General features: G+C 26.3%; 22 protein-coding genes and 1 other annotated feature. Of the genes, 9 read left to right on the top strand and 13 right to left on the bottom strand.

What is annotated here, in order from left to right:
* The first annotated feature begins 55 nt into the window (after positions 1-55).
* Positions 56-1,198: an amidase domain-containing protein gene (locus tag J2Z25_RS09660; protein WP_008679341.1), complete on the top strand. Its 1,143-nt coding sequence runs from the start codon at positions 56-58 to the stop codon at positions 1,196-1,198.
* 141 nt (positions 1,199-1,339) lie between these two features.
* Here J2Z25_RS09660 and J2Z25_RS09665 read toward each other — a convergent pair whose 3' ends face one another.
* The 4 genes from J2Z25_RS09665 to glyA form a co-directional block, all read right to left on the bottom strand.
* Positions 1,340-2,299, bottom strand: coding sequence for an RsmB/NOP family class I SAM-dependent RNA methyltransferase (locus tag J2Z25_RS09665; RefSeq protein WP_209740138.1), 960 nt, complete (start codon positions 2,297-2,299; stop codon positions 1,340-1,342).
* A gap of 331 nt (positions 2,300-2,630) precedes the next feature.
* Entirely contained in the window at positions 2,631-3,386 is a 756-nt protein-coding gene (locus J2Z25_RS09670) for an exodeoxyribonuclease III (RefSeq protein WP_209740140.1), read from the bottom strand.
* Positions 3,387-3,454: 68 nt separating this feature from the next.
* On the bottom strand, positions 3,455-4,921 hold the full coding sequence (locus J2Z25_RS09675; RefSeq protein ID WP_209740142.1) for a methyl-accepting chemotaxis protein: 1,467 nt from the start codon (positions 4,919-4,921) through the stop codon (positions 3,455-3,457).
* A 193-nt stretch (positions 4,922-5,114) separates the two neighbouring features.
* Positions 5,115-6,350, bottom strand: coding sequence for a serine hydroxymethyltransferase (gene glyA, locus J2Z25_RS09680; RefSeq protein ID WP_195954779.1), 1,236 nt, complete (start codon positions 6,348-6,350; stop codon positions 5,115-5,117).
* Between the two features lie 218 nt (positions 6,351-6,568).
* Here glyA and J2Z25_RS09685 point away from each other — a divergent pair, with 218 nt between their 5' ends.
* Together J2Z25_RS09685 and J2Z25_RS09690 are read left to right on the top strand one after the other, a co-directional pair.
* A complete protein-coding gene (locus J2Z25_RS09685; protein WP_008679350.1) occupies positions 6,569-7,333 on the top strand; it encodes a threonine/serine exporter family protein in 765 nt (254 codons plus the stop codon).
* A 1-nt stretch (position 7,334) separates the two neighbouring features.
* Positions 7,335-7,811, top strand: coding sequence for a threonine/serine exporter family protein (locus tag J2Z25_RS09690; protein ID WP_008679351.1), 477 nt, complete (start codon positions 7,335-7,337; stop codon positions 7,809-7,811).
* Positions 7,812-7,848: 37 nt separating this feature from the next.
* Here the strand turns inward: J2Z25_RS09690 and J2Z25_RS09695 are convergent, their stop codons facing one another.
* The 3 genes from J2Z25_RS09695 to J2Z25_RS09705 all read right to left on the bottom strand — a co-directional run bounded on the left by J2Z25_RS09695 (position 7,849) and on the right by J2Z25_RS09705 (position 9,917).
* Positions 7,849-8,037 carry a ferredoxin gene (locus tag J2Z25_RS09695; RefSeq protein WP_008679353.1) on the bottom strand — a complete coding sequence of 63 codons (189 nt, stop codon included), beginning with the start codon at positions 8,035-8,037 and terminating at the stop codon, positions 7,849-7,851.
* 157 nt (positions 8,038-8,194) lie between these two features.
* Positions 8,195-9,208, bottom strand: coding sequence for an aspartate--ammonia ligase (gene asnA / locus J2Z25_RS09700; RefSeq protein WP_097032848.1), 1,014 nt, complete (start codon positions 9,206-9,208; stop codon positions 8,195-8,197).
* Between the two features lie 105 nt (positions 9,209-9,313).
* Positions 9,314-9,573 (bottom strand) — a binding site (T-box leader).
* A 71-nt stretch (positions 9,574-9,644) separates the two neighbouring features.
* On the bottom strand, positions 9,645-9,917 hold the full coding sequence (locus tag J2Z25_RS09705) for a metal-sensitive transcriptional regulator (RefSeq protein WP_008679356.1): 273 nt from the start codon (positions 9,915-9,917) through the stop codon (positions 9,645-9,647).
* 357 nt (positions 9,918-10,274) lie between these two features.
* Here J2Z25_RS09705 and J2Z25_RS09710 point away from each other — a divergent pair, with 357 nt between their 5' ends.
* Positions 10,275-11,651, top strand: coding sequence for an aldehyde dehydrogenase (locus J2Z25_RS09710; protein WP_209740144.1), 1,377 nt, complete (start codon positions 10,275-10,277; stop codon positions 11,649-11,651).
* 107 nt (positions 11,652-11,758) lie between these two features.
* Positions 11,759-12,925 (top strand): iron-containing alcohol dehydrogenase, encoded by a 1,167-nt coding sequence (locus J2Z25_RS09715; protein ID WP_008679360.1) that lies wholly within the window; start codon positions 11,759-11,761, stop codon positions 12,923-12,925.
* Between the two features lie 58 nt (positions 12,926-12,983).
* On the opposite strand, the gene recQ is transcribed toward J2Z25_RS09715, so the two are convergent.
* From recQ to J2Z25_RS09740, 5 genes are all read right to left on the bottom strand, one after another.
* Positions 12,984-15,416 carry a DNA helicase RecQ gene (recQ, locus tag J2Z25_RS09720; RefSeq protein ID WP_097032845.1) on the bottom strand — a complete coding sequence of 811 codons (2,433 nt, stop codon included), beginning with the start codon at positions 15,414-15,416 and terminating at the stop codon, positions 12,984-12,986.
* A gap of 210 nt (positions 15,417-15,626) precedes the next feature.
* A complete protein-coding gene (locus tag J2Z25_RS09725; RefSeq protein ID WP_209740146.1) occupies positions 15,627-16,313 on the bottom strand; it encodes a TIGR01906 family membrane protein in 687 nt (228 codons plus the stop codon).
* Positions 16,314-16,586: 273 nt separating this feature from the next.
* Positions 16,587-16,937: a DUF1540 domain-containing protein gene (locus tag J2Z25_RS09730; protein ID WP_209740148.1), complete on the bottom strand. Its 351-nt coding sequence runs from the start codon at positions 16,935-16,937 to the stop codon at positions 16,587-16,589.
* Positions 16,938-17,016: 79 nt separating this feature from the next.
* Positions 17,017-17,781: an EFR1 family ferrodoxin gene (locus J2Z25_RS09735; protein WP_245173220.1), complete on the bottom strand. Its 765-nt coding sequence runs from the start codon at positions 17,779-17,781 to the stop codon at positions 17,017-17,019.
* Between the two features lie 200 nt (positions 17,782-17,981).
* Positions 17,982-19,313 carry an APC family permease gene (locus J2Z25_RS09740; RefSeq protein ID WP_209740152.1) on the bottom strand — a complete coding sequence of 444 codons (1,332 nt, stop codon included), beginning with the start codon at positions 19,311-19,313 and terminating at the stop codon, positions 17,982-17,984.
* 653 nt (positions 19,314-19,966) lie between these two features.
* Between J2Z25_RS09740 and J2Z25_RS09745 the strand changes: the two genes are divergently transcribed.
* From J2Z25_RS09745 to J2Z25_RS09760, 4 genes are all read left to right on the top strand, one after another.
* Positions 19,967-21,253 (top strand): ABC transporter substrate-binding protein, encoded by a 1,287-nt coding sequence (locus tag J2Z25_RS09745; protein WP_209740154.1) that lies wholly within the window; start codon positions 19,967-19,969, stop codon positions 21,251-21,253.
* Positions 21,254-21,339: 86 nt separating this feature from the next.
* Positions 21,340-22,206 (top strand): carbohydrate ABC transporter permease, encoded by an 867-nt coding sequence (locus J2Z25_RS09750; RefSeq protein ID WP_209740157.1) that lies wholly within the window; start codon positions 21,340-21,342, stop codon positions 22,204-22,206.
* Positions 22,206-23,081, top strand: a complete 876-nt coding sequence (locus J2Z25_RS09755) for a carbohydrate ABC transporter permease (protein ID WP_209740159.1) — start codon at positions 22,206-22,208, stop codon at positions 23,079-23,081. Before J2Z25_RS09750 ends, J2Z25_RS09755 begins: the two co-directional genes overlap by 1 nt.
* A gap of 76 nt (positions 23,082-23,157) precedes the next feature.
* Positions 23,158-23,421 (top strand): DUF1294 domain-containing protein, encoded by a 264-nt coding sequence (locus J2Z25_RS09760; protein WP_209740161.1) that lies wholly within the window; start codon positions 23,158-23,160, stop codon positions 23,419-23,421.
* Between the two features lie 31 nt (positions 23,422-23,452).
* Here J2Z25_RS09760 and J2Z25_RS09765 read toward each other — a convergent pair whose 3' ends face one another.
* Positions 23,453-24,409: a GNAT family N-acetyltransferase gene (locus J2Z25_RS09765; RefSeq protein WP_209740163.1), complete on the bottom strand. Its 957-nt coding sequence runs from the start codon at positions 24,407-24,409 to the stop codon at positions 23,453-23,455.
* Between the last annotated feature and the right edge of the window lie 125 nt (positions 24,410-24,534).

Raw genomic sequence — 24,534 nt, forward strand, 5'->3', positions numbered from 1 at the left:
TAATATCTTTTGTATAAACTACTTATATAGTTTAAAGAGGAAAGAGGCGAAATTTGTGAAGCTTAAATATAAATTTATAAATTTTATTTTAATTGTACTATTTACCTTTAATATATTACCCTTTTCTATTTCTTTTGCAGATGACATTTATGAAGATGAGGAAACTATTAACTTTTTAAATAATGGTTTATCCTCTGAGGAAATGAAGCAAGAATTTAAAGGTTTGCTAGAAGATTTATTTGCACAAAGGAATGCTGCTATAGTTTCTGGAGATTGTGAATTATTAAAGGGATTTTATGATTTAAATATAAAAGTAAGCTTATGGGCATATGAAAGTGAAGCTAAAAAAACTAATTATTTAATAAGTTGGTCGGAAAAACAAGCTGTAAAGTTTAGAGATTTAAAATCTATAGTTAGAATAAGAAAAGTTGCTGAAAAAGAGCCAGGTTTATATGGAGTAATTTGTGATGTTGCAACAGATTTTAATTATTTTTATATTGATACTCCAGATGTTATTAATCACTTTAGGCTAGGAACTAATCACTACCTAAACTTAAAGAAAGAAAATGATAGATATATTATAACTAAGGAATGGTATACTGACCCTTTTGCAGATTCACTTGATATGAAAAATATAAAATCTGATGAAATAAAAAATTATATATTAACTCAAAAGCAACCAGAATTTATACCTAATGAAAGAGTAACAAAGGCAGTAGAATATGCTCATAAATATTGTGGAGTTTCTGAAGATGAAGAATTTACTTTTAAATATAATTCAAAATATAAAGATCACAATCCTGATGGTGGTGACTGTGCAAATTTTGCTTCACAAATACTATTTGAAGGTGGAGGTTTCAAGAAAAATGGCCTATGGAATTACTCTGGAAAAGAAGGAACTAAGGCTTGGCTAAACGCACAAGGCTTCAAAAATTATATGGTTGGAAGTGGTAGAGCTTCATATATTGCTAAAGGATCCTATCAACAAACATATAAGGCAGCCTTTAATATGAGGCCTGGAGATTTTGTTGCATATGAAAAGAAAGGGAGAATAACCCATATATCAACAGTTACTGGATTTGATTCTAAGGGATATCCTTTAGTTACATGTCATAACACTAATAGACTCCTTGTTCCCTATGACTTAGGTTGGAGTAATGATAATATAAGATTTCATCTAATTCATGTTCATTACTAAGAATTTAATTATACAATACCACTACAAAATTTATTTATAACTTTGTAGTGGTATTTTTATTTATATTAACTTATTTTCTTCCTTTTTACTTCCAAACTATAATAGAAATTTCAATATTACAATTTTCAAGTAGTATTCAAATTATTCTTTATTTTTAACTAATTTAGCTATAAAAAATCCTTCCATATTTTCATTTGGAATTATTCTTATTGATTTTGTAATTTCTTCACTATATATTTTATCTTTATATTTACTCAAACCCCTTATTACATTTGGTAATTCTAAATTAATTTTTTCTAATCTCAAATGTGGATATTTATTTAATGCATACTCTATAACTTCTTCATTTTCAAAAGGATTCAAAGTACATGTTGAGTATACCATGATTCCCCCAGGCTTTAGAGCATTATAAGCACTATCAAATAATCTTTTTTGTAATTTTGAGCACAATGCAACTTTTTTTTCATTCCATCCCTTATATGCTTTACTACTTTTTAACGTGATTATTCCTTCTCCAGAGCAAGGAACATCTAAAAGAACTCTGTCAAAATATTTATTTAATCGTTTACCTATAGAACATCCATCTGCACCTAAGACTATTATTGAATTTGCACCTTGTTTTTCTATATTGTAATTTAACCTCTCTCTTCTTATTTCATTTACATCATTTGCTAAAATAGTTGCTTTATTTTTAGTTAAATCAGCCATGTAAAGGCTCTTTCCATCTGGTGCTGCACACATATCTAAAACAACTAAATCTTCTTTCAAATCTAAAAATAAAGGAGGTAACATTGAAGATAGGTTTTGTAAATATATTTTACCATATTTATAAGCCTCTAATCTTCTTAAGTTATTCTCCTTAATGCCTTTTGCAATAAATCCATTTTTTAATACTGGATGATTTACAGCCTTTATTTTATTCATGCTTAATTCATCCATAACTTCCTTAGTATTGCCTTTTAAAGTATTAATTCTAAATGTAGTATTTCGTCCTCTATAATAACTTTTATAAATAAGATCTAACTGACCATCTGTAAATATATTTTCTAAAATTTCTATAAGCTCTTTTGGTAAGCTATTTTTAACTTCCTTAATTGACACTACATCACCCCTATAGTTTATTCATAATATATATTACTTTTCAATTGTATAAATTATGCTTTTTTATAACTCTCACTTGCTTTTTAACTTCTACGCTTATTCTTTCTGTAACCTTTACTCCAATAACTTTTTAAAACTATTTATAAAGATATTTAGCTGAAAATTTTAAAATATTACTTTCATTTTTCTCTATAATTTCATCTCTAAGTTTTTTGTAATCTCTTATATTAATATATTACTGATTTCAAAATTAATTTGTAATTTCTAATAAAAAAAGCCACCTTACTATATATAAAACATAAATAGTACAGTAGCTTAATTCTTTATTATCTTAAATATTAATTTTTAATTCAACTGGGCAATGATCAGAGCCTAAAACCTCAGAATGAATTTTAGCATCTTCTAATTTATACTTTACTGAATTTGATACTAAGAAGTAATCAATTCTCCATCCTGCATTCTTTGCTCTTGCATTAAATCGATATGACCACCAAGAATATGCTCCAACTTCATCAGGATAAAAATATCTAAATGTATCAACAAAACCAGCATTTAATAATTCTGTAAATTTACTTCTTTCTTCTTCTGTGAATCCTGCATTCCTTAAATTAGTCTTAGGATTTTTTAAGTCTATTTCCTTATGTGCAACATTTAAATCTCCACAAACTATAACTGGTTTCTTTTCATCTAATACCTTTAAATAATCTCTAAATGCATCTTCCCAAACCATTCTATAATCTAATCTAGCAAGTTCATTTTTTGAATTTGGAGTATAAACTGTTACCATATAGAAATTTTCAAATTCTAAAGTGATAACTCTACCTTCTTTATCATGCTCTTCTATCCCTAATCCATAGCTTACACTTAAAGGCTTTTCTTTTGTAAATATAGCTGTTCCTGAATAACCTTTTTTCTCAGCATAGTTCCAATACTGATGATATCCTTCTAATTCTAAATCTATTTGTCCTTCTTGCAATTTACTTTCTTGAATACAAAAGATATCTGCATCCATTTCTTTAAAATATTCTAAAAAGCCTTTTGTAACACAGGCTCTTATTCCATTAACATTCCATGATATTAACTTCATTTATTCTTCTCCTTTGATATAAAATTATGTTTAATAATATTATATCACGTTTTTAATTTAATATCATTCTATGAATATGTATTCATTCTTTTAGATAATTCAACTAATTCATCTAAATAATTTTTTGCATCAGTAACTTCTTTAAATAGCATTTCAACTGTTGCAGCTGTGTTTTGTGAATTTGCTAATGTTTCCTCTGATATTGAAGCAACATTAGTTATTCCATCTGTAATTTTGGAATTATCGTTATCTATTTCTATAATTCTACTAGTTACTCCTTTAACAAGTTTTTCCATATCATCTAATCCATTAGTTAAATCATAAAGCTCACTAGTAGTATTCTTTACTATTAATTCTTCTTCATTTATTATTTCTGTAACATCATTAATAGATTTAGAAACATTTAAAACTTCGCCTTCTAATTCTTTGATAATACTATTTATTTCATTTGAGGAATCCTTACTTTGCTCTGCTAACTTTCTTATTTCATCTGCAACAACTGAAAATCCTCTGCCATATTCACCTGCTCTAGCTGATTCTATAGCTGCATTTAAGGCTAAAAGATTAGTTTTTTCTGATATATCTCTAATAATATCAATTATTATTAATACTTTAGAAGTCTTTTCCTTTAGTTCATTAGCTATTGTATAAACCTCTAAATTTTTATTTTTAACTTCATTAGAATTTCTAGCAACTTCTTCTACCATTCCAAATACGTTTTCGAAAATATCTCTACTTTTCTTAAACTCAGTTTCCATGTCCTTTGAATTATTTACAGCACTTTCAATATCTAATTTTATATTATTTGATGCTTTGTTTTGCTCTTCAATATTTGAAGTAGTACTTTCACAACCATTTAATATCTCTAAAATTGCACCACTTATATCAGTTGATGATGATTCTATAGTATTAAATGTCTCTGATATTGATGATGTATTCTTATTTAATAATTCTATTGCTGACCTTATTTCAATTAATATCTTCTCTTGTTCTTTAACCATATTATTGCTTTTTTCTCTTTCAAGATCTGCTTCTACCCTTATTTTATTTGATATTCTAGTTATAATAAAAGTCATTGCATAAAACATGAAAATACATACCAATTCTAAGAGTATATTATCTCTAATAGCTTCATTATTAAAATTTATAAAAGCCCAGATTACATTGAATATAAAAGCTCCTACTATTGGTATTATCATAAATTTATGATCTAAATATATCATACATATAACTATAAGAGGTACTATTGCAACTGGAGCTACCATCAAATTAGATTTAAATAGTAATATTGCATAGACTATTGCATATGGTGTTCCAACTATATGTCTTATCTTTATATTATCTTTATCCTTAAAATAAAATATGACCATAATAAATGTTGATACTAATGTGATTGCAAGTGCTAAATATGCAAATTCTTTTTCTATTCTTTTATTTTTTAACATGGCTAATAACCCTAATGAGTATGTTATTGCAAGAACTGAAGTTGCTATGACAAATCCTCTATTTGTTTTTCTTGTTACTTTATTTTCCAAGTATCTCTTCCCCCAAACCCTTTTTCTATAAGTATCGTCATATTTTTATCAAGCTTTACAACCTATCTGTTAATAAATAAAAAAAATAGTAGAAATATGTAATAAACTGCTTCATCAGAATAAAATCATCTTTCTACTATTTATAGTTTTTTTATTTATTTTATAATTTAATCTATACTATATATAAATTTTATTAGTTATATAATGGATGCCTTTCACATAAAGTTTTAACTCTTGATTTTAATAATTCTAAATCATGATCTTTTTTAGAAATTGCATCATTTATAATAGCTGCCACTTCTTTCATATCTTCTTCATTAAATCCTCTTGTTGTTACAGCCGGAGTACCTATTCTAATTCCAGATGTTACAAATGGACTTTTAGTTTCATTTGGTACAGTATTTTTATTTACTGTTATTCCTATACTATCTAAAAGTATTTCTGCATCTTTTCCTGTAACATCTTTATTAGTTAAATCAACAAGTATTAAATGATTATCTGTTCCACCTGAAACTATTTTAAAATCATATTTAGTTAATTCATTAGCTAATGTACTGCAATTATTAACTACACTTTTTATATATTCTTTATAACTTGGGTCTAGTGCTTCTTTAAAACATACTGCTTTTGCTGCTATAGTATGTATAAGTGGACCTCCTTGTATTCCTGGGAATATGGTTTTATCTATTTGCTTTGCATATTTTTCTTTACAAAGAATTAATCCACCTCTTGGTCCTCTTAATGTTTTATGTGTTGTTGATGTTACAAAATCTGCATATGGCACTGGAGATGGATGTACTCCTGCTGCAACAAGCCCTGCAATATGAGCCATATCTACCATGAATAAAGCTCCTACCTCATCACATATATCCTTAAAAGCTTTAAAATCAATTATTCTTGCATATGCACTTGCACCTGCTACAATAAGTTTTGGCTTATGCTTAAGAGCTAATTCTCTAACTATATTATAATCAATAGTTTCAGTTTCCTTATCAACACCATAGGAAACAAAATTAAATAGCTTTCCTGAGAAATTTACTGGTGAACCATGAGTTAAATGTCCTCCATGACTTAAATCCATTCCTAAAACTGTATCACCTGGCTCTAGTGCTGATAAATAAACAGCCATGTTTGCTTGTGAACCTGAATGTGGTTGAACATTTGCATGCTCAGCACCAAATAGTTCTTTTGCTCTTTCTCTTGCTATATCTTCTACTTCATCAACTACGTGACATCCACCATAATATCTTTTATTTGGGTATCCTTCTGCATATTTGTTTGTAAGGAATGAGCCCATAGCTTCCATTACTGCTTTTGAAGCAAAATTTTCTGATGCAATTAGTTCAATTCCATCTTGTTGCCTTTTTAGTTCTTTTTCTATTAATTCATAAATTGCTTTATCTTCTTTTGAAATGTTTTCAAAATTCATTTAATCACCCCAAATCCTTTTTTACTAAATTATAAATATAATTTAAATAATAATCAATTAATATTTCTAAATTATTCTTGTTTTTTTATAAATTTATAAATTAATTCATTAATAATATTATATATATTATTAATTCTGTAAATTAGTATATACTATGTATAATGCTATTATGTTATAATACTTTAAGAAAATTTTTAGGTTTATAAGGAGCATACAATATGGATATGAATGAAATACTTCACGTTGCAACTTTCGCAGGAAAAATAATGCTTGAGTCTGGTGGGGAAACATATAGATCTGAAGAAATAATATGGAGAATTTGTAAAATCTATGGAGTAGAGGATGCAGAAAGCTTTGTTACTACAACTGGTATTATGGTTTCTGTATGTCATGAAGGAAAAACCTATTCATTAATTAGAAGAGTTTCCACAAGGACTATTGATTTAAATAAAGTTGATAAAGTAAATGATTTGTCTAGAAATATTATAAGCAGAGGATTATCTGTATCTGAACTAAAAACTCAACTACAAATAATAAATAGTGGAGAAAGGTATAATGATAAAACAGCTATATTAATTTCTGCATTAGGTGCATTTTGCTTTGTGTTTCTTTTTGGTGGAAAAATTAAAGAAGCTATTGCTGCTTTTTTCATTGGACTTATTATAAAGTCAGTATCTATAAAATTTTCTAGCCTTGAAATAAATCAATTTTTTATAAATAGTATTTCAGCAGGAATTGCTGCTATAATGGCTATTTTATTTTTAAAGTTAGGATTTATAAATGACATAGACAAGACTATAATTGGTTCCATAATGCTATTAGTTCCCGGTCTTGCTATTACAAATGCAATAAGAGATACAATATCCGGCGATTTGCTTGCAGGTCTTACTAGAGCTGCTGAGGCTTTTTTAGTTGCAATTTCAATAGCTGTAGGTACTGGTGCTGTACTTAGTTTTTGGATTTCTACTTTTGGAGGATTATAATATGCTAATACAATCATTATTTGCATTTTTTTCTACACTCGGTTTTGGTATATTATTTAATATAAAGGGGCAAAAATTATTTTATGCTGCTTTAGGTGGTGGATTAAGTTGGTTCACAAGTTTATATTGTGAAAGTTTAGGCTTTAATACAACTTCATCATTTTTTATTTCAGCAATTATTTTTAGTATTTACTCAGAAGTTCTTGCAAGAGTATTAAAAACTCCTGTTACAACGCTTATAATTTGTGCCTTAATTCCATTAGTTCCTGGTGGAGGAATGTATTATACAATGTATGAAGCTATAAATGGAGACATAATGAAATCTTTAGAAATAGGATTAACTACATTAGCAAATGCTGGTTCACTTTCTCTTGGAGTTATATTTGTATCAACAGTTACTAGACTTTTAATGTCTGCTAGAAAGAAGAGAGAATTTAGAGAATTAGAAAGACGTGCAAAAAGAAAATTTAAAAAATAAAGCCATACACTTTATTATTTAGTGTATGGCTTTTAAATTATTCTTCTATTGAAATAGCTGTTACTGGACAGCTTTCACAAGCTTCTCTTGTTGCATCTTCCAATTCTGCTGCAACAGTTCCTTCTATAGCAACTGAAACTCCTGTTTCTAATGAAAATACCTCTGGACAGACTCCTTCGCAAAGTCCACAAGATATACATGTATTTTCGTCAACAAATGCCTTCATGCAATTCGCCTCCTTTATTCACATTACCTTAAACCTTCAAAAGTTAATGTGTATTTATAAGTTAATATATCATAATTATAAATAATTATTTTTATTTGTCAATATTATTTAAAAGTTATTATTAGTAATAGATATTAATTATTCTTTATTTAATAGATTATAATAAGTTTATGTCGTTTTCTCTACATACTTTTAAATTTTTTTCATCCCATGTACTTGCTTGTACTTCTCCTATATGTGCTTTATTTAGTAAATACATACAAATTCTAGATTGTCCTATTCCTCCCCCTATTGTATAAGGTAATTCTCCACTTAATAGCATCCTGTGAAAATCTAAACTTCTTCTGTCATCATTTCCTGAAACTTTAAGTTGATAATCTAATGCTTTTTCATCTACTCTTATTCCCATTGAAGATAGCTCTACAGCCCTATCTAAAAGTGGGTACCAAAATAATATATCTCCATTTAAGTTCCAATCATCATAGTCTGGACTTCTTCCATCATGCTTTTCTCCAGATTTTAAAACCCCTCCAACTTTCATTAGAAATACTGCTTTATGTTCTTTACATATAGCATCTTCTCTTTCTTTTGGAGTGTATTCTGGATACTTGTCTTCTAACTCTTGAGTAGTTATAAAAAATATTTCTTCTGGTAATTTATCTTCCCCCTCTATTAAATCTTTATGAACATACTTTTCAGTTTCCTTAAAAACATCATAAATACATCTTACTACTTCCTTTAGCTTTTCTTCAGTTCTATCTTTTTTATCTATAACTTTTTCCCAATCCCATTGGTCTACATAAATAGAATGTAAATTATCTAGTTCTTCATCTCTTCTTATTGCATTCATATCAGTATATAATCCTTCCGATACTTTGAATCCATATCTATGAAGACTTAGTCTCTTCCATTTAGCTAATGAATGAACTATTTCCACATCCTTTCCAGTTGCTAATACATCAAACTTTACTGGTCTTTCTACTCCATTTAGATTATCATTAACACCACTTTGTGCATCAACAAATAATGGCGCTGAAACTCTTGTTAAGTTTAAGTTTTCTGCTAGTTTTTTTTCAAAGAAGTCTTTTATTTTTTTAATATGAACCTCTGTTTCAATCAATGTTGTGCTACTTTTGTAACCTTCTGGTATTATTATTCCTTCTACTTTCATTTTAAACTTCCCCCTTTAAATAAATAATTAATTAAATTTAAATAATCAAATCCCCAAGAGTAAAACAGTTTTATTACAATAAAAAAAGCCTTCATCCTTTATATATAAAAGGATGAAAGCTATAATTCCATGTTGCCACCTTAATTCACTATTACTTCACAATAATAGACTCTTCAAGTACATAAGTAAAACTTAGATACTCTAGCACTATAACGGGCGCAACCCGGTTACCGCCTACTAGGTGTTATCTTTCGGGGCACGGCTCAGAGATGTTATTCAAATTAACTTTCTTATTCTACTCACAGCTAATGTAGAACTCTCTGAAAAGATACATCAATTTTACTTCTTCTCATCATAGCCTATAATTCAATTATTTATAAAAAATATTATCACTTTATTAATAGTTTGTAAATAGTTAATTAAGATTTTTTAAATATTATTTTACAAATGTATTTATAGTTTTTATTAATTGCTTTAAAGTATCTTGCTCGCATGACCCTTCTTCAATACCTAAGCAATTATTTGCATAATACTCAATAGTTAGTCCACCTACTCTGTTTATTGCTGATCTAATTGCTGATATTTGCACTAATATATCAGAGCAGCACACATTTTTCTCCATCATTCCTTGAATTCCTTTTACTTGTCCTTCAATTCTTTTCAATCTATTTACTATATCTTTTCTTAGCTTTTCATTTTCCTCTTCCATACTTAAAACCTCCATAATACTATACCTCTATAGGGTATATATATTTTAACATTTATACATCTATCTTTCAATTAAGAAAATGCATAATTACTAATTATATATTATTAACTAATCAATATAACAAGTTAAATGAAACTTCAAATTTTAAATATATCTTACTTAATTTTATATAAATTATTATTATTTATACATTCAAAATTTTTACTATAAACTTTATATTTTTTTATTTAAAATATACCTATATTACTATTTTTAAAGATAATTTAATTTATTATTATTTTAAGTGCTATAATAAGCTTATATATAAATATTATTATGTAGATTTTGATTTTTATGTGATAAATCATGGAGGTTCTTATGGAGAATATTTTAAATATATTTAATAGTCAAAAAGAGTTTTTTTATTCTAATAAAACAAAAGATATTAACTATAGAATTAATAATTTAAAAAAACTTAAAAATTTAATAAAAGAAAATGAACAAGATATAATGGATGCCTTATATAAAGATTTAAGAAAATCAAATTTTGAAAGTTATGCTACTGAAATTGGAATAGTTTATGATGAATTAAATCTTCATATAAAAAATTTAAGGAAATGGTCTAAAAGAGAAAAAAGAAAAAGTCCTATTGTTCACTTTCCTGCTAAAAGTTACATTTATAAAGATCCTTATGGGGTAACTTTAATAATAGGTCCTTTTAACTATCCATTTCAATTAGTTATTGCTCCATTAATAGGTGCTATATCTGCTGGAAACTGTGCTATTATTAAGCCTTCAGAAAGCACTCAAAATATAGCTTTACTACTTGAAAAAATAATAAACGAAAATTTCAAAGAAAATTATATAAGAGTTGTTAATCCTTTAGGTGGAAAGGATACTGTTTCCTATTTACTAGATTTAAAATTTGATTACATTTTCTTTACGGGAAGTGTTAGAGTTGGAAAAATAATTATGGAAAAGGCATCAAAAAATCTTATTCCAGTTACTTTAGAGCTTGGAGGAAAAAGCCCTTGTATAGTAGATAATTCGGCTAAACTAAATTTGGCTGCCAAAAGGATAGTTTGGGGGAAATTTTTAAATGCTGGTCAAACCTGCGTTGCTCCAGATTATATATTAGTTCAAAAAGATATTAAAGAAAAATTATTAAAAGAATTAAAAAAAGAATTATTACTACAATTTGGATCTGATATAAAATCTAGTTCTGATTTTCCTCGCATAATAAACAAACATTCATTATTAAGATTAAAAAACTATTTAAATGATGGTGAAATATATTTTGGAGGATCCGTTGACGAAAAAGATCTATATTTGGAACCAACTATTTTAACAAATATTAAAGAAAATAGCTTAATCATGGAAGAAGAAATTTTCGGTCCTATTCTTCCTATTTTAGAATATTCAAGTTTAGATGAAGCTTTAACTTATGTAATAAATAAAGATAAGCCTCTTGCATTATATTATTTTTCTGAGGATTCTACTTCAATAGAAAAAGTATTAAATTCAACTACATCTGGTGGAGTTACAATAAATGATACTATAATCCATGTTGCATCTTCATATTTACCTTTTGGAGGCGTTGGTCCAAGTGGTATGGGGGCATATCATGGTAAAGCAAGCTTTGATGTATTCACTCATAAAAAATCCGTAATTAAAAGAGGGACTTTCATTGAGTTTCCAATTAAATTTGCACCATATAATAATAAAATTAATTTATTAAAGAAAGTTATGAAATAACTATTCATATGTAAATTATATTTTATGTAATTTACGCCACTTGAAACCTTTTCACTATTGGAGTATTATGTATTTATATTTTAATATTTAAATATAAGGAGGACTTTATGAGAAATTTTAATTATAAAAATGGTACTGAAATCATTTTTGGAAAAGATACTGAAAATAATGTTGGTGCAGAGGTAAAAAAATATGCCAATAAAATATTACTTCACTTTGGTGGTGGAAGTATAAAATCCACTGGATTATATGATAAAGTTATAAATTCATTAAAGAAAGAAAACATAGAAGTAATCGAACTTTCTGGAGTTAAACCTAATCCAAGAGTATCACTTGTAAGAGAAGGTATAGAGCTTTGCAGAAAAAATGATATAGATTTTATATTAGCTGTTGGTGGAGGAAGCGTTATTGATTCATCTAAAGCAATAGCTGCTGGTGTAAATTATGATGGAGATGTTTGGGACTTATTTTTAGGTACACCTATCAATCATAAATGTCTACAAGTCGCAACTATATTAACAATACCTGCTGCTGGTAGTGAAACAAGCTCTGGTTGTGTTATAACAAATGAAGATGGATTATATAAAAGAAGTACTGGACACCCTACACTAAGACCTGTATTTTCAATTTTAAATCCAGAACTTACATTTACTTTACCTAAATATCAAACTTCTTGCGGTATTGCAGATATGTTTGCTCATATACTTGAAAGATACTTTACTAATGAGCAATATGTAGATTTAACTGATAGATTATGTGAAGGTGCCTTAAAAGCAATAATAAATAATGCATTAAGATTGAATATAAATCCTAATGACTATAATGCTAGAGCAGAAATCATGCTATCTGGTATGGTAGCTCACAATGATTCTTTAAGCATGGGTAGAATTGGAGATTGGGCAACACATGATATAGAACATGAATTAAGTGGAATATATGATATTGCTCATGGTGCTGGACTTGCTATTATATTCCCAGCTTGGATGAAATACGTTTATAAGCATGATATAAATAGATTTGCTCAATTTGCAAATAGAGTTTTTGATATTGATATAAATATGAATAATCCTGAAGAAACAGCTCTTCGTGGTATTGAAGCTTTAGAAAACTTCTTTACTAAAATTGAGCTTCCAACTAGATTAAGTCATGTAAATATTAATGATAAACATATAGATGAAATGGCAAGAAAATTAGTTGCCCATTGCGATCACGTAGGAAACTTTGTAGAAATACGTTATCCTGAAGCTTTAGAAATTTTAAAATTAGCTCTTTAATCTACAAATATGAAACAGGTGTTACTTTTAAGTAACACCTGTTTTGTTCTAATTTTACCTAGGATACTTTAAAATACTCCTCTAATATTACCGCTCTTATTGACTCATATTTTATATTATCAGGTAAATACTTTTTCAAAATACTAACCTTTTCATACCCATTTACCTCACAAGCTTTTAATATCTTTTCTTTATCATCATGATTATAATATTTATTTAAATTTAAACTAATAGAAAACTCTCCATTTTCCTTTATATAGTCTGTTACATATCCTAATATTGTAGAAATAGATACTTCAATATTTTCTGAAATTAAATCTAAATTAACTCCATCTTTTATCATATCTATAGCTATTTCTTCATTTGATCTCTTTTCTCCATCAATTATTACTTTTCTTTTTCCTTTTTCTTCGAAAACTATATTTAAGTCTTTTTCTACTACAAACCTTCTGACTTCTTCTATTATTTCATTTCCATACTTTGTTATCTTCTTTGGTCCTATTCCAGATATATCTTTTAACTCCTCTAAATTCAAAGGGAACCTTCCGCTTATTTCCTTCAAAGTATTTAAAGATAAAATAGCTTGTGGAAGAGAATTTTCTTTATTAGCAAATTCTCGTCTGATTACTTTTAACCTTGATAATAACTCTTTATTACTTTCAACATTCAAATAAACTTCTTCATTTTTCTTCTTGTATTCATTATTGACTATTTTTATATTATTTTCATCAACATAATCTTTTATTGTATTAATAAATATTTCTCCATATTTATTTAGTTTTACTTCTCCAACTCCACTAATATTCATAAGTTCTTCTAAATTAAGTGGATATTTAGTACTCATTTCTCTTAGTGTATTATCACCAAATATAATATAAGGAGGAACCCCTTCTTCATTTGCAATATTAAATCTAAGTTCTCTTAAAATTTCAAATAATGTATTATTATCATTTGAAGTACTCTTAATTTTAACTTCCTTGAATTGAACATTTTCCTCCCCCTTAATAACTTTAATTGATTTATTATTAAGCTTTATAACTGGATATGTCCCCTCTACATAATCTATATATCCATGAGAAATTAAAGTATTTATAAAAACCTTAAGCTCATCACTAGAATAGTCTTTCATTATTCCATAAGTTGATAGTTCATTAAATTTTGCATTAATAACCTTACTGTTTTTAGAGCCCCTTAAAACGTCTACTACCATTGCAACTCCAAAGGATTTTTTCATTCTGTAAATACATGATAATACCTTTTGTGCATCTATAGTTTTATCTACTAATTCACCTTCACTTAAGCAATTACTACAGTTATTACAATTTTCATGAACATCTTCACCAAAATAATTTAAAATATACTTTCTATAACAATCATTACTATAAATTAAATCTACCATTTGCTTAAGTTTAAAATATTGATTATTTTTTCTCTCTATATTTTCAGTGCTAACTTCTATTAGATATTTTTGTGTATGGATATCACTTGGAGAAAATAATAATATACATTCACTTTTTTCTCCATCTCTCCCTGCTCTACCTATTTCTTGATAATATCCTTCTATATTTTTAGGCATGTTATAGTGAATTACAAATCTAATATTAGGCTTATCTATTCCCATACCAAAAGCATTTGTAGCAACCATTATATTAATTTTATCTTTTATAAAATCTTCTTGATTTTCTTTTCTTAACTCATCATTTAGCCCTGCATGATATCTACCAGCTTTATATCCATTGGAAGTTAATAGTTCATAAATATAATCAACTTCTTTTCTTGTTGCTGCATATATTATTCCTGAGCTATCTCTATTTTCTTCTATATATTTTAATATATAACTCTTTTTGTCATTTCCTTTTTCTATATTAATAAATAAGTTTTCTCTATCAAATCCAGTTACAAATAAACTTGGGTCTCTAAGTCCAAGTAAATTTATTATATCCCCTTTTACTTCTTCTGTTGCTGTAGCAGTAAAAGCTGTTACAATTGGCCTTATATTAAGCATTTCAATAAAGTTTTTTATTCTTCTATAACTTGATCTAAAATCATGTCCCCATTGAGATACACAATGCGCTTCATCTATTGCAATTTGACTTATCCTACATTCCGTTATAGCCATAATAAACTCATATGATTCTAATCTTTCTGGAGCTACATATACTATTTTGTATTTATTTTCTTTAACATTAGTTATTATTTCTTCAAACTCTTTAGAGGTTAATGAACTGTTTATATATGTAGATTCTATTCCCATCTCTTTTATTGCATCAACTTGATCCTTCATTAAAGATATAAGTGGAGATATTACTATAGTTACTCCATCTAATAATAATGCAGGTATTTGATAGCAAATTGATTTTCCTCCACCAGTTGGCATTATAGCTAATACATCATTTCCACTTAAAATACTATTTATAATATTTTCTTGCCCTCTTCTAAAGCTTTTATATCCATAATATTTTTCTAATATTTCTAAACCTCTATTTTTCATATAAAACACTCCTTAAAACTATCTACCATTTATTTAACTATTATAATTATCAACACAAACATACGTTCTTAATCATATTTAATAATTAAATAAGTTATCTGCAAATCTTAAAATTATATTTGCCAACTAATAATCTGTTTAATTAACGCTTATATTACATTTAACATTTATTATGACTTATATATTTAAAAGAAAAGTGAAGGGATTCCTTCACTCTTTCATAATAATTTCATTCTTACCTAATTTATTTTTATTCTTTTCCCTATAATAAAATATCTTGTAAAGAATTATAAATCCTAAAACAAATGCTATCACTATTATAGCATATAATTTAAATACCTCTTCTGGTAAGACATCAATAATAGGATCTGTCTTTGAATCAAAGACCCAATAATCATTATTAAAAAATATCTTATGAAATACTACAAATGCCTTTGAAAAATTTATAAATATTGAAGCTAATAATACTGCAATTATGCTTATCAGTGTATTAGCCCCATAATTAAGAATCTTAAATAGGTTAAATTTTTTATTATATTTCCTTAAAATAAATTTAATTACTATAAATGCAAGTAATATGACTATAATAATTAAATAAATATTCAAAAAAATTTTTTTAACTTCATAAAAATGAAATTCTCCATTAGTGCTCATTATAAAATTATTAAATTTCAACTTTTTTATAAATGGATTTTGTAAGTAATTTAATAATATATTATAATCATTCATTAATGCGTCTTTTGAAAGTTGTCCTAATCTTGTTAAATCATATTTATCTGTCGAGTAGCTATAAATAACCCTTAAATTTAATGATATAATCACGCTTAATCCAATTGTAAATAAAGCTACCATTATTCCTTGAATAATCTTGGATATTGAAATTAACAACCTCTTCATTTTCTACCTCTTTTATTTCTAACATTATTAAATATTATTAATTAACAACATATTTTAGCTAAATAAAAATATATATTTTAACTTATATATATAATAACATAATAATTATTATTTTGAATATAAAAAATAAAGCAAGCACTATATCCTCAAAATAATTGATTTTAGTTTCTTTACAAATAATTTTTAATACTAAAAAAAGATATAAGATAGTTCTAGTAATAATTTACACTAAACCTCTTATATCTATAATATTGTTTTAAACTTTAATTATTTTTAATTTGCTTTAAAAGATTCACATCGTCCTTCCAGTTTACCATTTTCTTTGATGGAACTTATCATAACATAGCTAGAACAGCATATTTTTTCTTTATTATAAAAACATTTTTCTGCACTACACTCAATATATGGAGTAAGTAAACTATCTTGAATTTTATCTAATCTATCTATATATAAATCTGTTTTTCCTATCATAAATACTCTTTTAGAAATTTTATATTTTTCAAATGTTATACAAGATGTTTTTATTTCACCATCTATCTTATTGATGATTTTAATATTATCATTATCACATATTCCAAAAAAATTATGATTGCACTTCCTTACATTACATGCTAATCTGTTCATTTAATCATCCTTTCAACAAGAGATTTTGCTCTTATAGAAAGTTTTTGCATTATACCCTGTATTTATTCTCATATATCAATTAACTTATAATTAAATTTATATTTTCTTTGTATTGTGGATATTTTTTATTTTTATACAATATTGCATTTTTAGGACAGCAACTTATACATCTACAACACATAATACAATTATCTCTAAATTTAATATCACCTCCTATATATTCTATATTTCTTGTCGGACAAGCCTTAACACATAAATTGCATTTGTCACAACTCGAATTAACAGAAAACTTATATGAATTTTTATATAAATCTTTAGTTTTAAACTTATATAACCTTTTCATTATTGTTGCTTTAAAATTATTTATTTCTTCTTTACTATAATTTTCAATTAAAAAATTTGCAACTGTATCTTTTATTTCATTTGATGAACTTTGATAAATATTATCTAAATCTTTAACACTTTTATAATTTTTACTTATAATAAAACTATTTGGCATTTTAAAATTTTTAGTCATTATGACTTTAAAATTTTTTTCTAATAAATCTTTTTCTAATTCATCAAAGTACATTTTATTTTTATCCTTACCAGTGGTAAATATCATTGTTTTTACTTCTTTATCAGATGGACCTAAATTATCACCTATATACTCCATAAAGTTTTGAGGAATATATTCAAAATACTTAGGAAATCCAAGTATTAAATAATCGTATGAAAAGTTCTTAATACTTATCTTTTCTTCTATAGAATGAGTTTCTATATCACAACCATTTTTTATAAATTCTTCTTCTATTTTATTTGCAATAAATTTTGTATTTCCACTGCCACTAAAATATAAGATCATCCCCTTCAATATAACCCTCTCCTTTTATCCCAGTTAAAATATAATTAGGCTACAATAATAAGCTTATGTTAATAATTATATATTATATGTAAAATATTGGAAACATTTTTAATTTTACATATTAATCTATTATTCCTTCTTTTTCTTCAAAATAAAAAAAGATAGGACTTTTCCCTATCTTTTTTTACTATTTTCTTATATTAAAGTACAACGTCATCTTTGTTATATTTCCAAAATAAAATTGCTGATATTAAGATAATTCCACATATAAATGTGTATATAAAGAATAATGTATTTCCAATACTTCCAAATAAAATTATAAGCGATCCGATAGTTGCAAGGATAGGATTAACCTTTCCTTTCCATATTCCCTTAATCTCACCACTTAATCCCATTTTAAATACTTTAAAATATAATAATATGTATAATAAATAATTTATTGTAATAGATATTTCTGATATGTCACTATTAGGTAAATAATTATATTTTTGCGTTATATAATGAATAATTAAACAAATTAATGAAATTACCAAAGCTACTATTGAAGATATAATTGGCATACCTAATTTTTCATTAACTATTTTTATCTTATTTGATTTTGGAAACATTCCTCTTATAGCTAAAGAATATGGTAACCTAGTATGTCCCATTATTAATCCATTTACAGTACCCAATATAGATATAACTACAAATGTTAATATTATCTTAGCTCCCCATGCTCCAAATAATTTATTGGCCGCTAAGTCAACATGAGAATCTCCTAAACTCATAATTGTATCAGGTCCAATATACATGCTTATCCCAACAAAATATAATACATAAATAACTAATATAAATAAAGGAGCAATTACTAAAGCCTTTGGTAAATTCCTTTTAGAATCTTTAATTTCATGCCCAATAGAAGTTGATATAATCCATCCATCAAAAGAAAAGGCTATAGGTGCAATTGCAGCTATCCATGTTGCAGATTTCATATGTGTAATGTCGCTTACTGATATTTCACTAGGATTCCCAAAGAAAACTCCTGCTAATGCTATTAATATTAGCGGTATAACTTTAATCACAGTTGAAGCATTTTGAAAATATCCTCCTAGTTTTGCAGATAAAATATTTAATATATATAGTACTATCATAACTATAAATCCAATGAATGTTTGAATTGCTAGTCCACCATCAATTCCAAATAACATACATATATATATCCCTGATACCCATGCAACTACAGCAATAAGTGTAGGATAATATAGGAATGTATGAAACCATCCAAATGCACAAGCTATAGACTTATTATATGAGAATTCAGCATAAGTTATTATCCCTCCTGCAGTTGATTCCCTTGATGCTAATTCTGAAATAGTTAAGCTTCCAAATATTATTCCCATAGCAGCAATAAAGAAAACAAGGACTCCTAAGCTTATACTTCCATTAGTTGCTACTAAAATATTATCACTTTTAAAAAATATCCCGGATCCTATTACAATTCCTACTATCATCCCTATGGCAGTGAATAAACCATATTCATTTTTCTTCATATTTCCACCTCTTTTTCTTATATTTATTAATAATGACAAATAACTATGTCCAATATACCACAAAAAGGTAAAAATAAGAATAAAAATTTAGCAATATTCAAATATAATTCAAATATTAAACTCATTTTGTTAACATTAACTAACTTAATTTTATATATTTATTTTCTTAAATATATAAATATCTTTAATAAACATATTATTTCTATTTTTATATAGTTTTTAAATATGACCTATTTTTAGTATAAATTAATAAACTAAGTATATTTTATAAAATTAATCAATTGTAAAATTAGCCAAATTTAATATTTCATTTTTTCTCTTAATTCTCCAATATTTCACTACTAAATTTATAAAAATATTGACACTCTTTTCTCATTTATATAGATGATATTTATAATTTTTTTAAATATATTATTGATATCCTCAAAATATATTACTTTAAGGCTTATTTAATTTATATATCAAGAAGAAATTTATTTATATATATTAATCTTATCTGTAGCTAAAATATATTGTTTAGTGCAGAAATCCAAATTTTACAATTTGTTAATATTTATATTGAATAATATTCTTATTAAATGTAATATGTTGGTAAGAAGTGCAATCGTTTGCTCTTTCAATTAATTTTAAAATATATATGGAGGGATTATAAAATGAAAAAAGTCTTAGCAACTGTTTTAACTGCATCATTAATGGCTGGAATATTTGTTGGATGTTCTTCTAATTCTGGCAAAACAGAAAACGATACCAATAAAAGTGATGGAAATAAAGTAGTTAAAGTATTTCAACTTAAAGTTGAAATTAACGATGCTTTACAACAACTAGCAAAAAAATATGAAGAAGAAACCGGAGTTAAAGTTGAAGTCACTTCAGTAGGAGGTGGTGCTGACTATGGTGCAGCTTTAAAAGCTGAATTTCAAAAAGGTACTGAGCCTGATATATTCATGATTCAAGGAGCTGGTGATTTAGAAGTATGGTCTCATAAAGTTGATGATTTATCTTCTGAAAAATGGATATCTAATGCTGTTAAAGGCACCTTAGATACAGTAACTAAAGATGGTAAAATCTATGGTATGCCAGTTGCAACTGAAGGTTATGGACTAATATATAATAAGGAAATTTTAGATAAGGCATCTATAGATCCAAAATCAATCGACACTTTCGATAAATTAAAAGCTGCGGTTGAAACATTAGATTCCAAGAAAGCTGATTTAGGCTTAGAAAATGTTATATCTTATACAACTAAGGAAACATGGGTAACTGGTAATCATACTTTTAATATTCCATTAGCAGTTCAAGAAAATCCTGCTCAATTCACTAAGGATTATACTGATGGGAAAGCTGATATTACAAATAATCAAGGTTTTAAAGATTGGATGAATCTTGTTGACTTACTTTGCAAATATAGTGGAGGAGCTACTTTAGATACTATAGATTATAGTACTCAAGTTGGTAACTTTGCTTTAGGTAAAACTGCATTCTTACATCAAGGTAACTGGGTTGCTGGAGATTTAACTAAGCTTGAAGCAAATTTTGATATGGGCTTTATTCCACTATCAATCAATAATGATACTAAAGTAAGTGGAAGCATTCCTGTTGGAGTACCAATGTACTGGACAGTTAATAAAGATTCTGCTGTAAATACTGAAGCTAAAGCCTTCCTTGATTGGATGGTTACTAGTGAAACTGGCCAAAAATCATTAATAGAAGATATGAAAATGATACCTGCATTTACTAATTTCAAAGTTGAAACTGATGATAAGTTAGCTAAATCAATAATTGAATATAATAATGCTGGAAAAATTCTTCCTTGGGCATTTACTAACCTTCCTGATGGATTTAGTATGGAAAAAATAGGACCTATTTTCTCAAAATATGCTAAAGGTGAAATAGATCAAACTAAGATGCTTGAAGAGATACAAGCCCTTACTAAAAAGTAAATCCATAATATTTTTCTTTGTCCGCAAGGGATTTTAATCCCTTGTGGATACTTATATTATGGCTAAATTTTATAGGAGATGATAATATGGCGAAAAAACGTAAATCTAATAAGGGATTTTGGCTTTTTGTAGGTCCCTCTTTATTTGCACTAACTATAGTAGTAATAATTCCATTTTTGATAGGAATATATTATACATTTACTAATTGGAATGGTGCCAATCCTAATTATGATTTTGTAGGTTTCTCTAACTATAGTAATCTTTTTAAAGATACACAATTTATTTATTCCTTCAAAATTACAATAGTTTATACTATTGCAAGTGTTATCTCTATAAATTTAATAGGATTTGGACTAGCCTATTTTGTTACTAGAAATTTAAAAACTAAGAATTTTCTTAGAACTGGATTCTTTATGCCAAATTTAATTGGTGGACTTATTTTAGGATTTATATGGCAATTTTTATTCAATTCAGTTTTTACATCTCTTGGGGCTAAGCTTGGATCTGATTTTCTATCCATATCCCTTCTTCAAGGAAGAAATACTGCTATTTTAGCTATGCTTATAGTTTCTGCTTGGCAATATGCTGGATATATAATGGTTATTTATGTAGCTGCACTCGAAAATGTACCTACTGATTTAATTGAGGCAAGTCATATTGATGGTGCTAATGGACTACAAGCCTTTAAGCATATTACTTTACCAATGGTTGCTCCTTCAATAACAGTATGTTTATTTTTAACACTTGCTAATTCTTTTAAGCTTTTTGATTTAAACTTTTCTTTAACTCCCTTAAAGACCACTGAAATGCTTTCTTTAAATATATATAAAGAAGCTTTTGTATCAAATAGTATGGGAGTTGGTCAAGCCAAATCTATAATATTCTTTATATTTGTTACAGCAATTTCCTTGACTCAAGTTTATTTTACTAAGAAAAAGGAGGTTGAAATGTAATGCAAATAAAAAGACAAAGCAAATTAAAAACATTAAATAGCTATAACTATAAACTAAGGATACTAGAAACCCTTGGTTGGTGCCTACTTATAATTTATATGGTTCCATTTTATCTTATGCTTATAAATTCCTTTAAAAGCCGAAGAGAAATATTTGATAATACTACTGGTTTACCTTCAAAATGGAATTTTAGTAACTATACAGCTGCAATAGAAAGAATGAATATGAGTAGTGCTTTTATTAATTCGTTAATAATAACTGCATTAAGCATAATACTAATAGTTTTATTTTCCTCAATGGCTGCCTGGACTTTAGCTAGAACCAAAACTAAAACCAGTAAAGTGATATTTTACTTATTTGTTGCCGCAATGATAGTTCCTTTTCAAGCTGTGATGCTACCTCTAGTAAAATGGATTGGTATGATGCATATTGATGCTATAAACTTTAATATGCTTGGAACACATTATGGACTTATTTTTATGTATATAGGCTTTGGATCAAGTATGAGTATATTCTTATATCATGGATTTATAAATAATATTCCTTTAGAAGTTGAAGAAGCCGCTATAATAGATGGATGTAATAAATGGCAATTATACTATAAGATTGTATTTCCTCTTTTAAAGCCAATTACCGTAACTGTTCTGGTTTTAAACGGTATATGGATATGGAACGACTTCTTGCTACCATTTCTAACTATAAATGGTAAAATAAACACTATTCCTCTTGCTATGAATAATTTCTTTGGTGCATTTTCTAAGCAATGGGAACTAGCCATGGCAGCATTAATTTTAGCCGTTATTCCAATAATTATTTTCTACTTCTTTGTTCAAAAGTATATAATTAAAGGAATAGTTCAAGGCTCAATTAAATAATTAACTTTATTTCCTAAAATAAATTTTATAGTTTATACTTATCATATATACTATAAAACTTATAAAGGAGATTTCTATGGAAAAATTTATTATTTATTATCTTTTTATTATTAATATTATAGCTTTTACAATAGTTTATATAGACAAGCAAAAAGCTATAAAAAAACAATGGAGAATTAGAGAATCTACTATTATTTTCATTTCCTTAATTGGTGGAAGTATAGGAACTTATTTAGGCATGTATTCTTTTAGGCACAAAACAAAACATCTTAAATTCACCTTAGGAATACCAATAATAATTTTAATACAGCTCTCAACTTATCTAATTATAAAAAAATAGAAATGGATAATTTATAATAAATTATCCATTTCTATTTTAAGCTATCTTTAAAATCACTCATTTGAATACACCAATTTTTATAATCATTAATTTTATTATCCAAACAATTTATTTTCTTTAGTGTAAAGTATGTTACAGGTATATCATTTTTAAAACCTAATTCTTCTAAAACTCTGTGATTTTTATTATAAATAGAACAACATAGTTCTATATTTTTAATTTCATCTTCTATACTATCTCTAAATAATTTGCATAATAAAATTTTAGTGTATTCTTTATCTATTGAATTCAATTCTAATATTTCAATTTTATTTTTATCTTTTTTTAATACAAGTGATGCTAATACTAATTTATTTTTACTAACGACATAATTATTATATTTCTCTATAGGGTTTTCTCTAAATATCCAATTTAAATAATTTACATCCTTATAAATTTTGATTTTGTTAGTATTATTTTTTAATAGTAATGAATAATTAAACTTATAATCATTATCTACATCTACTTTTTTAATATCACATCTATTTATATGGTAAATATCCTTATCCTTAATTTCTAGCTTAAGTGTTGGAATTTCATATATATCCTCAAATCCAAATTTCTTCACTAAATTATAATGATATATTTCATTTGGGAATGCTAATAATAAGCTATAATTTCTTTCTTTTAGCTTTTCATAGACTTTTATTGCAAGTTCAAAAGACAATCCATTATTTCGAAAATTAGGTTTAACTAATATCGGCATAGATATTCCTGCTTTAATTATTTCATTATCTACTACTATATTAATAGGTAAAACTGAATAACTTGCAACTATTTTATTATCTTCCCTTGCAATACAAAGAACAAAATCATCTATTGGATTATTTAAATATCTCCATAAAAAATATTCTGTACTTAGATCTTTATTAAGGCACACTTTATATAAGCTTTTTAATTCATCTACTATTTTATTAAAATCTTGTTTATCTATAAATTCTAATTTCATAATTACACCTGCTAGTTTTTCTTTTAATAAAATATATGAATCTTAAATTAATTACGTTCTATAAAAAAGCTAACATATATAATTTTTATTATTTTATCGCTATCTTAATATTAAAGTAAATTTAC

The organism is Clostridium tertium, assembly GCF_017873245.1.
Lineage (GTDB): Bacteria > Bacillota > Clostridia > Clostridiales > Clostridiaceae > Clostridium > Clostridium tertium.